Annotated in this window: 10 protein-coding genes and 1 pseudogene; 7 read left to right on the forward strand and 4 right to left on the reverse strand. The window is 31.7% G+C overall.

The features are described from left to right. The first annotated feature begins 3 nt into the window (after nt 1-3). The 5 genes and pseudogenes from ACFQ1O_RS10735 to ACFQ1O_RS10755 form a co-directional block, all read left to right on the forward strand. Nucleotides 4-996 carry a lysylphosphatidylglycerol synthase transmembrane domain-containing protein gene (locus ACFQ1O_RS10735; protein WP_377716021.1) on the forward strand — a complete coding sequence of 331 codons (993 nt, stop codon included), beginning with the start codon at nt 4-6 and terminating at the stop codon, nt 994-996. 72 nt (nt 997-1,068) lie between these two features. Continuing rightward, nucleotides 1,069-2,214 carry an alpha/beta hydrolase gene (locus ACFQ1O_RS10740; RefSeq protein WP_377716022.1) on the forward strand — a complete coding sequence of 382 codons (1,146 nt, stop codon included), beginning with the start codon at nt 1,069-1,071 and terminating at the stop codon, nt 2,212-2,214. 66 nt (nt 2,215-2,280) lie between these two features. Continuing rightward, complete coding sequence (radA, locus tag ACFQ1O_RS10745) at nt 2,281-3,645, forward strand: DNA repair protein RadA (protein WP_377716023.1); 1,365 nt, start codon at nt 2,281-2,283, stop codon at nt 3,643-3,645. Between the two features lie 48 nt (nt 3,646-3,693). After that, nucleotides 3,694-3,867 (forward strand): hypothetical protein, encoded by a 174-nt coding sequence (locus ACFQ1O_RS10750; protein ID WP_377716024.1) that lies wholly within the window; start codon nt 3,694-3,696, stop codon nt 3,865-3,867. 17 nt (nt 3,868-3,884) lie between these two features. After that, nucleotides 3,885-4,136: pseudogene (locus ACFQ1O_RS10755) on the forward strand (YHS domain-containing (seleno)protein); the annotation flags it as partial. Here the strand turns inward: ACFQ1O_RS10755 and ACFQ1O_RS10760 are convergent. The 4 genes from ACFQ1O_RS10760 to ACFQ1O_RS10775 all read right to left on the reverse strand — a co-directional run bounded on the left by ACFQ1O_RS10760 (nt 4,133) and on the right by ACFQ1O_RS10775 (nt 7,413). After that, entirely contained in the window at nt 4,133-5,170 is a 1,038-nt protein-coding gene (locus ACFQ1O_RS10760; RefSeq protein WP_377716025.1) for an NADP(H)-dependent aldo-keto reductase, read from the reverse strand. The pseudogene ACFQ1O_RS10755 and the gene ACFQ1O_RS10760 overlap by 4 nt on opposite strands. A gap of 6 nt (nt 5,171-5,176) precedes the next feature. Beyond that, the gene (locus tag ACFQ1O_RS10765) at nt 5,177-6,139 is read right to left on the reverse strand and encodes an OmpA family protein (RefSeq protein WP_377716026.1); all 963 of its coding nucleotides are present in this window, start codon (nt 6,137-6,139) and stop codon (nt 5,177-5,179) included. 18 nt (nt 6,140-6,157) lie between these two features. Further along, nucleotides 6,158-6,919 carry an exodeoxyribonuclease III gene (locus ACFQ1O_RS10770; RefSeq protein WP_377716027.1) on the reverse strand — a complete coding sequence of 254 codons (762 nt, stop codon included), beginning with the start codon at nt 6,917-6,919 and terminating at the stop codon, nt 6,158-6,160. 113 nt (nt 6,920-7,032) lie between these two features. Further along, nucleotides 7,033-7,413: a hypothetical protein gene (locus ACFQ1O_RS10775; RefSeq protein ID WP_377716028.1), complete on the reverse strand. Its 381-nt coding sequence runs from the start codon at nt 7,411-7,413 to the stop codon at nt 7,033-7,035. Nucleotides 7,414-7,599: 186 nt separating this feature from the next. On the opposite strand from ACFQ1O_RS10775, the gene ACFQ1O_RS10780 reads away from it, so the two are divergent. Both ACFQ1O_RS10780 and ACFQ1O_RS10785 read left to right on the forward strand, forming a co-directional pair. After that, nucleotides 7,600-10,965, forward strand: a complete 3,366-nt coding sequence (locus ACFQ1O_RS10780) for a hypothetical protein (protein ID WP_377716029.1) — start codon at nt 7,600-7,602, stop codon at nt 10,963-10,965. Nucleotides 10,966-11,070: 105 nt separating this feature from the next. Continuing rightward, on the forward strand, nt 11,071-12,897 hold the full coding sequence (locus ACFQ1O_RS10785) for a T9SS type B sorting domain-containing protein (protein WP_377716030.1): 1,827 nt from the start codon (nt 11,071-11,073) through the stop codon (nt 12,895-12,897). Nucleotides 12,898-12,986: the final 89 nt, after the last annotated feature.

The following is a 12,986-nucleotide window of genomic DNA, read 5'->3' on the forward strand; positions in this document are numbered from 1 at the left end:
TTTTTGAACAAAAAAACGATCATAAAAACACTAAAAATTATTATACCAATAGCTTTTGGTGTTTTTTTAATTTGGCTTACCTATAACAAAGCAACTCCAAAAGAGAGAACAGATGTTATTAAATACATTAAAAACGCTGATTACTTTTGGGTATGTATATCGATATTATTGGGTTTTTTAAGTCATCTATCTAGAGCTTTCCGTTGGAAATACACATTAGAGCCTTTGGGCTACACCCCATCTCTAGCTAACAGATTTATGGCTGTTATGATTGCTTATTTTGCTAATTTAGGAATTCCTAGATCTGGCGAAATATTGAGAGCCACCACCTTAACCACTTATAACAACATTCCATTTGAAAAAGGATTTGGTACTATTATAGCAGAAAGAATAGCAGACCTTATCATGTCTATTATTATAGTTCTGGTTGCTTTAATTTTTCAATATGAAATGGTATCAGATGTTATTATTTCATTTTCTCAAGCAACGATAGATAAATTAGGTTCTAACCCCATATTACTTATTGGTTCTATACTTATAATTACAATTCTTGGCTCTTTAACTTATAAATATCTAAAAAAACCAAATAATAAATTTACATTAAAACTAAAAAGCTTTATTACCGGATTAAAAGATGGTGTATTTAGCATTTTACACATGAAAAATAAATGGACTTTTATTTTTCATACAGTCTTTATTTGGACTATGTACGTACTCATGTTTTACGTTATCTTTTTTGCTGTAGATGAAACCAAAAACATATCAATTGGTGCTGGTTTAAGCTCTTTTATTTCAGGATCTTTCACTATTGCAGCAACTAACGGAGGTTTAGGAAGTTTTCCTTATGTAATAAGAGAAACTTTGTTACTTTTTGGTATTAGTAAAGCCTCTGGTTTAGCCGTTGGATGGATTATATGGTCTTCTCAAACTTTGCTAACTATTGTTGCTGGAGCATTATCATTCTTTTTGATACCAATCCTCAATCAAAAAAAATAAGTATATTGTACTTCTTAAAAAGCCAATTCAGCTTTTAATAATATTAGACTAATTCTTATTTAAAATAATACCATGAAAAAAATTAATTTATTAATTGCTTTTCTTTTAACTAGTATCCTAACTTTTTCACAAGCTTCATTAGCAGAAATAGACGGACCAGAGGGAAAAGTTCAACTTAAAATACAGTTACCTAGAGATTATGAAGCTAATGCAGACACTATGTACCCTGTTATTGTAGTTCTAGATGGCGACTATCTTTTTAATCCTATAGCTGGAATTGTAGATTATTACTCGTATTGGGATGAAATGCCTGATGCAATAGTAGTTGGCATTAAGCAATTAGAAACAAAAGAAAATGATTTCTTATGTGATGATTTAAACGGATTACCAGACGGAACTGGAGCTGCTTTTTTTGAGTTTGTTACTTTAGAACTTTTTAACTTTTTAGATAATAATTATAGAACAGTTCCTTTCAGAATTATTGCTGGTCATGGTGAATCTGCAAACTTTTTAAATTTTTACTTATTCCAAGAAAAACCATTTTTTAACGGATACATTTCCTTAAGTCCTAGTTTTACACCAAAAATGGAAGTGAGACTAAAAGAGCAATTAGAAGCTACAGAAAACGATATTTTTTACACTTTAGCTACCGCAGAAGACGACAGAAAGAAAAGCAAAAACAGTATTGCTTCATTACATGGACAACTAAAGACTATAAGCAACGAGCTGTTTCATTATAACTACAATTACTTCCCAAAAAAATCGCATTATGAATTAGTTGCTCATTCCATTCCTAGTGCCATAGAAAATATTTTTGAAAAGTATAAACCCATCAGCAAAAGAGAATACAAAGAAGAAATTCTAGGGTATGACGAAGGAACAGCCTATGACTATTTAGTTAAGAAATACGAAACCATAGAAACTCTTTATGGTATAGAAAAACAAATTAGATTAAATGACTTTAATGCTGCAGAAGCTGCTATTAAGAAAAATGAAGATTGGGAAGCTTTAGAACTTTTAGGAAAATTAGCTAAAAAAGAATACCCAGAAACTATGTTAGGGCTTTATTATATCGCTCAGTTTTACGAAAACACAGAAGAGCCAAAAAAGGCAATGAAAGCATACCAAAATGCATTTACTATGGAACCTATTGGTAGATTAACCAAAGACGACATGTTACATTATGCAGATATGATTAAGGCTGATTTTGGATACTAATTTTAAAAACACTTTTATAAAGATAGGAGGTTAGTTTTACTAACTTCCTATTTTTCTTTTGCAACAATGGCGAAAATAAAAACAACATTCTATTGTCAAAACTGTGGAGCTTCTTATGCTAAATGGCAAGGGCAATGTACTTCATGTAATAACTGGAATACTATTGTAGAAGAGATCATACAAAAAGAAGACAAACAAAGTAAACGACTAGTAGGTTTAGTTAAATCTAATAGAGTAGCAAAACCTATAAAAGTTTCTGATATTGAGACTTCAAAAGAACTTCGTTTAAAAACACTTAATAAAGAATTTAACCGAGTTTTGGGTGGCGGAATTGTTCCAGGTTCTTTAACCCTACTTGGAGGTGAACCAGGTATTGGAAAGTCTACTTTGTTGCTACAAATAGCATTACAATTACCTTTTAAAACCTTATATGTTTCTGGAGAAGAAAGTGCCCAGCAAATTAAAATGAGAGCTGCTAGAATTACTCCAAATTCTGAACAATGCTACATTCTTACTGAAACTAAAACACAACATATTTTTAAGCAAATTGAAGCAATAGAGCCAGATATTGTAGTTATAGATTCTATACAAACATTGCATACTGATTTTGTTGAATCGTCTGCCGGAAGTATTTCTCAAATTAGAGAGTGCACCTCAGAATTAATTAAATATGCAAAAGAAACAGCTACACCGGTTATCTTAATAGGTCATATTACTAAAGACGGAAACATTGCTGGGCCTAAGATTTTAGAGCATATGGTAGATACTGTACTACAGTTTGAAGGAGACAGAAACCACGTTTATAGAATTTTACGCTCACTCAAAAATCGCTTTGGATCTACCCATGAAATTGGCATTTTTGAAATGTTATCTAACGGACTAAGAGAAGTTGCTAACCCCTCAGAAATATTACTTTCTAAAAACACCGAACAATTAAGCGGTAATGCCGTCGCTGTAACCTTAGAGGGAATGCGAGCTTTATTAATTGAAATTCAAGCTTTAGTTAGTACTGCTGTTTACGGTACTCCTCAACGTAGTGCTACTGGATATAATGCTAAGCGTCTTAATATGCTTTTAGCTGTTCTTGAAAAAAGAGCTGGTTTTAGACTAGGAGCTAAAGATGTATTCTTAAATATTACCGGTGGTATCTCTATAGATGATCCTGCAATAGATTTAGCTGTAGTAGCAGCTATTTTATCAAGCAACGAAGACATTACAATAGAAAAAGACATATGTTTTGCAGGAGAAGTAGGCCTATCTGGAGAAATAAGACCCGTTAACAAAATAGACCAAAGAATATCTGAAGCAGAAAAATTAGGTTTTAGCAAAATTATGGTGTCTAAACACAACAAAATAGGACTAAAAAATACTCTAATAGAAATTGTAGGTGTTTCTAAAATAGAGCAAGTGGTAACAGAATTGTTTGGCTAACTGTTAGCTTTTACTTTTTCTAAAGACTCATTCATAAAAATATATTTTATGAAGCATTTTTTATTTTTATTAGTTGTTGTAAGCTCATTAACTAGTTACTCACAAAACAAAGACATTTATACCAAAAAAGGATTCGCTATAGAAGGTTATGATGTAGTGAGCTATTTTGATAACAAAGCAGAAAAGGAAACAAGGAACACCAAACTACTTATAATGATGTAACTTTTTTATTTAGCTCTCAAGAACACCTTAAACAATTTACCGAAGCACCCGAAAAATACCTACCTGAATATGGAGGGTATTGTGCTTATGGTGTTGCTGCTAAAAACAAAAAGTTTCCTATAAACCCTGAAACTTTTGAAGTAAGAGATAGTAAACTCTACCTTTTTTACAACGCTTGGGGAACCAATACCTTAACATCTTGGCAAGAAGAAAACCCTGCTGAACTAATTAAAAAAGGAGACGAGAATTGGAAAAACCAAACTAATTAAGGAGCCGGATTAGGTATTATACTGTGAACCTGCTCTATATCTGCCAGTATTTCTGTAGTTAACTCTACATGAATACTCTCTATATTCTCCTTTAACTGAGACATTTTAGTAGCACCTATTATATTACTAGTTACAAAAGGCTGCTGGTTTATAAAAGCTAAAGCCAAATGAGTAAGGCTCATGTTGTATTTATCGGCTATTTCTTTATATTTTCTAATTGCTAAAGTAGATTGTTCACTAGAATAACGCTGATAACGCGGAAACATAGCTACCCTTCCGTCTTTTGGAGGGTTAGGTAGTAAATACTTACCTGATAGGGTTCCAAAACCTAATGGAGAGTAAGCTAACAAACCAATGTCTTCTCTCATAGATATTTCAGACATTCCATACTCGTAAGTTCTATTTAACAACGAATAAGGGTTTTGAACAGTAATCATTCTTGGCAATCCTTTTTTAGCTTCTTCTAAAAAACGCATGGTACCATAAGGCGTTTCATTAGAAACACCTACCTGTCTAATTTTGCCAGACTTAACTAACTCGTCTAAAACACTTAATACCTGATTAAAATTATCTTCCCATTGTTCTGATGCATCATGAGAGTAATTACGCTGACCAAAAATATTTACATTTCTTTCTGGCCAATGCAATTGATATAAATCTACATAATCTGTTTGCAAACGCTTTAAACTATCTTCTAAAGCAGTAATAAAATTCTGTTTAGAGAAGCTTAAATCTTCTCTAATCCAAGTCATTCCTCTACTTGGGCCAGCAATTTTAGTTGCTAAAACAAGCTCTTCTCTCTTGCCTGTTTTAGCAAACCAATTGCCTATATATTCTTCTGTTTTACCTTGTGTAGCTGCACTTGGTGGTACTGCATACATTTCTGCAGTATCTATAAAATTAACTCCCTTGTCTACAGCATAACTTAATTGTTCATGAGCATCTGCTTCTGAATTTTGATTTCCAAAAGTCATAGTTCCTAAACAAATTTTACTAACCTTAATGTCAGTATTTGGTAAAACAGTATATTTCATAAAGTATTATTTAACTTCGTTTAATAATTTAGAAACCTCATCTAACTTAGGAGTTAAGACCACCTCTATTCTTCTATTTTTAGCCTTTCCTTCTGGAGTATCATTATCTGCAATTGGAGCATAGGCACTTCTACCTGCAGCCGTTAAAGATGTTGGATTAATTTTATCATTCTTTTGTAAAATAGCTACAATTGCAGTAGCTCTTTTTGTAGATAAATCCCAGTTACCAGAAATAGGTCCTGAACCTCTGTAAGCATCATCATCTGTATGACCTTCTATCAATACGTTAATATCTGGGTTCTCAGCTAACACAGCTCCTAATTGTTCTACAGCTTTTTGTCCTTCTGCTCCCACATCCCATTTACCAGATTGGAATAATAATTTATTTTCCATAGAAACATATACTTTACCATCTCTATGCTCTACAGTTAACCCTTTACCTTCGAAATTGGTTAAAGCTTTAGATATAGACTCTTTTAAAGCTTTCATATTAGCATCTTTAGCCGCCAAAGCTGCTTCTAGCTCATCTACTCGTTTAGATCTAGCATCTAATTCTTTTTGTAAAGCTACCAGCCTATCATGCTCTGCCTTAAGATCTTTCTCTTTAGCCTCTAACTTTTCTAATAACTCTCTATTCTTTTTCTGATTTTCTGCTAAAACAGAAGCACTATTCTTCTCTAATGCTTTATATGACTTATCTAATTTAGATCTATTTTGTTGTACTTCTGCCAACTGATTAGCTAAATCTGCTTTATCCGCTTTTAATTGCTCAATATTCGATTTAGCTTCAGCAAGTTGTGACTCTAATGCTTCCGTTTCTTCTAAACAATCCTTGTTCTTATCTTCTAAAGCTCTGTTTTCTTTCTTAAGTTTTGCGTAATTGTCCTCTAAATCTGCATATACTTTTTTAGAAACACATGATGTCATTAAAGACACTCCTATCACTAATAAGGCTACTTTTTTTATCATTTTTATATTGGTTATTTTTTAATCTATTTCTACTACTATTGGGCAATGGTCTGAATGTTTAGCTTCTTGTAAAATCAATGCTCTTTTTATTCTGTCTTTCATTGAATCTGCTACCATTGCATAATCTAAACGCCAACCCTTATTATTATTTCTTGCATTGGCTCTATAACTCCACCAACTATACTGGTGTGGCTCTTTATTTAAATAACGAAAAGAATCTATAAAGCCACTATCTATAAAATTGCCTATCCATTCACGCTCTACAGGTAAAAAACCAGACGTGTTTTTTAATCCTTTCGGATTGTGAATATCAATCTCTTCATGGCAAATATTATAATCTCCACAAATAATTAAATTGGGGATTTCTTTTTTCAATTCATTGATATAAGATTGAAAATCTGCCATGTATTGAAGCTTAAACTCTAAACGAGCATCGTTCGTTCCAGATGGCAAATACAAACTCATAATAGAAACATTATCAAAATCTACTCTTATGTTCCTACCTTCAAAATCCATATAATCTATACCTGTTCCATATTCGATATGATTAGGCTCTTGCTTGCAAAGAATGGCTACACTCGAATATCCTTTTTTCTCAGCACTATACCAATAATGAAAAGGATAACCAGCCTCTTCAAACAAACTTAAATCTAACTGTTCTTTATGAGCTTTAGTTTCTTGAATACATATAACATCTGGATTAGCTTGTTGCAACCAATCTAAAAAGCCTTTTTTTAATGCTGCACGTATGCCGTTTACATTATAAGATATAATCTTCATCTAACTTCATTAATTTAATCAAGCTAAAATACAGAAAACACAAGCTTTTTTTACGTTAAACAAGTCTTAAATTTTTAACAAAAAAGTTAACAAAACAAAGAAAATTAGGTATTTCACTTTTGAAGCAACTGTAAAATCGTATTTGCCACTCCAATTCCGAGAGCGTTCTTGAAGTCAGTAGCTCCATGCGGATTAAAAGAATCTCTCTTTATATTTCTAGTTAAGTTATCTAAGCTTAATGAGCCATTGGTTACAATCATTTCAGGATTGTAGGTTAAGTTTTGATGAGTAATAGGCTCATAAATAGAGAAGCCTTTTTGATTATCTTTAATATAGTTTGGACTTAAACTTAGAGAATAGTCTTCTTTATCTAATAACTTAAATCCTTTGAAAAAGACATTAATTTTAGCTTCATCAAACGCTAACTGTTTATCTTGCGCATTCATATGCAATGCGAAGAATAGAAAACTTACAATTAGAACTATATTTTTCATGACTTAAGAATTATTTACCAGACTTAATAGATTTCATTTCTCTAAAGATACAAAATTGATTACATCATCGGTCAAAAAACGTACTTTAGCTAATTATTATACTAATAAATTCATTTATTCGTTAAGACCACGACTATACTTTATATGCAATTACGGTTATTCATACTATTTTTTTGCGTCGGAATCTTGGGGTTCTCTCAAGAATCACTCAATAATCGCATTCAAAAAAAGTTAGCAGTAACCGATAGTATTTTATTAGACTCTGTTAGCATCAATCCATATAAGTTTAAAGTTCTAAACAAACAATTTCAACCCATTGATTCTACTTTTTATAAAATAGATTTTGCTAAAAGTATTTTAACTTTCAATAACCCAATTGCTACAGATTCTGTTTATGTTGAATACACCAAATATCCTGATTTTTTAACCAAAGAGTACTTTTTGTTTGATGAAAAACTTATTGTTCAAGATAATTCAAGCCTTAAAAAGTTATACAAATTAGGAACATCTAATACACAACGAAATTTTACACCTTTTAATGGGTTAGAAACTTCAGGAAGCATCTCGAGAGGAATTGCTGTTGGAAACAATCAAAATTCAGTTTTAAACTCTGAATTAGATTTACAGGTTTCTGGTAAAATTTCAGATAATGTATCCTTACGGGCCTCTTTACAAGATGCAAATATACCATTACAGGAAGGCGGATATTCTCAACGCTTAGATGAGTTTGACCAAGTTTTTGTTGAATTATTTAGCGATAATTGGCTGCTAAGAGCTGGTGATGTAAACTTAGAAAACAAGAATTCTTACTTTGGAAGATTCACCAAAAAAGTTCAAGGTATTTATGGTACTGGAACTATTAAAAGAGATAGCTCTGCTACCAATTTCTTTGCCTCCGGAGCTATCGTTAGAGGACAATATACTAGAAGTACTTTTCAAGGACAAGAAGGTAATCAGGGTCCTTATAAGTTATCTGGACCAAATGGTGAGTTGTTTGTTTTATTAGTTTCTGGTAGCGAAACTGTATACGTAAACGGAATAAGGTTAGAACGCGGTGAAAACAATGATTATATTATAGATTACAATGCTGGGGAAATTATATTCAACGCTACGTACCCTATAACCTCAGAAATGAGAATTAATGTTGAGTATCAATATAGCGATAGAAATTATAGTAGAATTATAGCTTATGGTGGAGGTTCTCATGAAAATAAAAAATTAAGTGTTAGTGCCCATGTATACACAGAAAACGATGCTAAAAATCAGCCATTACAGCAAAATTTAAGCTCAGAACAAGTATCTATTTTAGCAGACGCAGGTGATGATAATAGTTTAATGACGGCTCCATCTGAAAGTTTAGAAGCATACTCCGAAAATAAAATACTATACAAGAAAGAACTTATTGGCGGAGTAGAAGCTTTTGTTTTTTCTAACAACCCTGATGATGAACTCTATCAAGTACGCTTTAGTTTAGTTGGTGAAAATCAAGGAAACTATGTGCTAGTTAATAGCAACGCAATTAGTAATATATATGAGTATGTAGCTCCTTTTGGAGGCATACCTCAGGGTAATTACGAACCTATTATCCAATTAATTGCACCTACAAAGCTCCAAATGGCAGTTGTAGACGCTAGTTACAAGCCTAACGAAAAAACCGAAATTGAATTTGAATTAGCTGGAAGTAAAAATGACCTCAACCTATTTTCTAGTATAGATGATGAAAACAATAACGGATTTGCTGGAAAATTAACCGTTAATAGAAAATTGATTAAAAGAGATAGTTCATGGAACTTAAATGCTTTTGTTGATACCGATTACATTGACAAAAACTTTAGAACTATAGAACGTTTATACCGTATTGAATTTGACAGAGATTGGAACTTAGAAACTCCTTTAGGTCATCAAAATATTATTCGTTCTGGCTTGAATCTCTACCATCACAAAAGAGGCTTTACTAATTATACTTTCGAACATTTAAACTATTCTGAAAACTACAATGGTAATAGACATGTATTAACCAACGATTTAAAATTCAACAAACTAAGGTTTAGTAGCAATTCTAGTTACTTAACAAGTAGTTCTTCAAACTTCAACTCAACTTTTTTACGTCTTTCTGCCCAAGGAATTTATGATTTAAAAAAAGCATGGGTAGGAGCTAAAACAAGTATCGAAAACAATCAACAAAAAGATAACACAACTCAATTACTTACCGGAGCGAGTCAAAAATACAATTCTTACGAGGCTTTTACCGGAATTGGAGATAGCACTAAAGTTTATGCAACTATTGGTTATAAGTACAGGGTTAACGATAGTTTACGTAACGGATTTCTTGAAAAAGTAAATACTTCTAATACTTATTATTTAAGATCTAGAATACTTAACACCAACAGTTCTAAATTAAGCCTTCATGCTAACTACCGTACGCTTACTTATACTGACGAAAATTTAGAAGATGAAAAGAGTGTTAATTCCAGAATATTATATCAGCAACATTTCTGGAAACAATTTTTACGTTTTAACACCACTTTTGAAATGAATGCCGGTGTAGTACCTCAACAAGATTTTACTTATGTGGCAGTAGATGAAGGGCAAGGTTTTTATACTTGGATAGACTACAACTCTAATGGTATTCAGGAATTAAATGAATTTGAAGTTGCACAATTTCAAGATCAAGCTACATTTATTAAAGTATTGCTTCCTAATCAAGTTTTTGTAAAAACTCAGCAAAACAAATGGAGTGCTTCATTAGCCATAGACCCAAAAAACTGGATTAATTCTAATAGTTCGTTTAAAAAAATAGCTTCTCATTTCTTTAATCAGACTTCTTTTCTGTTAGATAAAAAAACAAAAAGAAATAACTCAATAGGTTTTAACTTATTTGAAACAGACGAAGACCAATTTATTACTGTTAATTCTAGTTTTAAAAACAGCTTGTTTTATAAACGCGGAAAACAACATTTCTCAACTACGTATAGCTATTTACAAAGCAAAAGCAGAAACATTTTAAGTATTGGTTTTCAAGAAAATAAAAGCAAAGGACATCAATTACAATTTACTCATAAGTTTTTCACCAACTGGCTGTTTGATTTAAAAAATAATCTTAATAATACAGAGAATGCTTCAGAAAATTTTGCTAATAATAATTTCGAAATAAACGAAATTAGTTTCTTTCCTAAATTATCATACTTAGCTTCTGAAAATACAAAGTTTGATGCTTTTTATGAATTCACTAATAAAGAAAATCAGGTAAGTGATTTTGAAAAGCTAAACCAACAAAGAATGGGAGTTTCTTTTTCTATTGCTAAACAAGATAAAATTTCACTAAACGGAGAATTCAATTATTACCTTAATAATTTTGAAGGAAGTTCTTTTTCTCCCGTAGCCTATCAAATGTTAGAAGGTTTAGAAAAGGGTAAAAACCTAACGTGGAGTTTATTTGCCCAAAAAAGAATTACAAAATTCTTAGATTTAAATATTTCTTATTTCGGAAGAAAGACTGAAACTTCTCAAGTAATTCACACCGGAAACATTCAATTAAAAGCATTCTTTTAACTTGAAATTCAAATATTTAGAACTTTAAAAAATTGCGAAAGACCTGTTTTTTTTGTAACTTATTGCTATAATGAACCTTACGCATTTTCAACTATTTAATTATTCATGCATCTTAAAAAGATTCATATTTGTTTCTTTATTTTATCGACTCTGTTAGTTAACGGACAGATTGTTAATTGCCCTGAAGTAGTTATTACCGACGAAAATTCTGATCAAAACATTAATATTAATTGTAACTCTCAAACTGGTTGTGTAACATTGGTAGCAAATTATCCGCAAACTGGAGTTCCTACAGACTATACTGTTGAATCAATAGAATACAACCCACAGTATCCTTATAACGGATTAGCTTACCCTATAAGTGTAAGTGTAGACGATGTTTGGTCTGATCCGAAAGTAAGTTTGCCTTTTAACTTTTGCTTTTATAACCAAGAATACTCAGAAGCTGTAGTAAGCTCAAATGGGGCTATTTCTTTTGATCTAAGTAATATAAACGATAATGGAACCAACATGTCTGGTGGAGATGCTGAAGCAGCAGACTTTTGTCCATGGCAATTCGATTTACCTATTCCTGATGCTAATTTTCCTACAAATATCGAACCTAAAAAAATAACCAATGCTATCTATGGAGTTTTTCATGATATTGACCCTAGTGAAGGTGGGGAAATTGGTTGGCAAGTATTTGGCGAATATCCTTGTAGAGCATTAGTAGTTAGTTACTATCAAGTTCCTTTATTTGAATGTACCGATGTTACTTCAACTTTCCAGATGGTTTTATATGAGGCGACTAATATAATAGAAGTAAATATTGAGCAAAAATCTATTTGTACTGAATGGAATGGCGGGCGTAGTTTAATAGGTTTACAAAATGCAAATGGCACAATGGGTATAAGCCCAGAAAATAGAAATACTAGTGCCTGGGAAACCCATAATGAATCGTGGAGATTTATTCCTTCTGGAGTAGCTAATACTTCGGTAAGCTGGTATAATACTACAAACGGAAATACTTTTGTTTCTAATGATGATGAAATCGTAGTTTGTCCAGAAAACTTAACTAATTACCAAGTAGAGGTAACTTATACTCTATGCAACGGAATAGATATTACAGCTACAGATAATACAACTGTAGATTATACTAATTTGGTTATTTCTCACCCTCCTTTACTTTATGAAACCTGCGACTTAGATAATATTTCTGATGGATTAATTACCATCGACCTAAACATGTTTAATTCTGAATTGATAACAGAATTAAACTCTATAAATTCTACTCAAATTAATTATTTTGAAACTGAGTTAGATGCTATTGATAATATTTCACCAATATCAACTCAAAACAACTATTTAACCAACTCCAATCCGGAAATGATTTTTGGTAGAATTGAAGATAATTTAACCAATTGCGTACTTATTAAGCCCATTGAAATTGCTGTAAACACTGGTCCAAATAATTTTAACGTTACAACCAGCAATGCCTTTTCTAACCTCCATCAAATAACCGCTACGGTTTCTGGTAATGGTAATTACCTCTTTAGTATTAACAATCAAGAATTTCAAGAAGATGGAGTTTTTAGCAATATATCACCAGGATCACATACAATTACTATAAAAGATTTAGAGGGGTGTTTTTTTGAAGTTATAGAAGTTGCTTTAATTGATTATCCTAGATTTTTTTCGCCTAATAACGATGGTATTAATGACACTTGGAATGTAATTGGAATTAATGAGTTGCTATTTATTGAAATCAATATTTTTGATCGTTATAACAAATTTCTTGCTCGTATAAACAATGATTCTAAAAGAGGTTGGGATGGACAATATAATGACAGGCCCCTTCCTTCTGATGATTATTGGTTTAAAATTATTTATCAAGAAATTCAAAAACCCGGCATACAACAAGAATTCATTGGTCATTTTTCCTTAAAAAGATAGTACAGGTAAAAACACCTACTTAAAAAACCGAATACAAATGCTCTAAAGAGCCTATTCTCTTGTACGTAAATTTGAATTTAACAATTCAA

This window comes from Pseudofulvibacter geojedonensis, from assembly GCF_042675745.1.
GTDB classification, from domain to species: domain Bacteria; phylum Bacteroidota; class Bacteroidia; order Flavobacteriales; family Flavobacteriaceae; genus Pseudofulvibacter; species Pseudofulvibacter geojedonensis.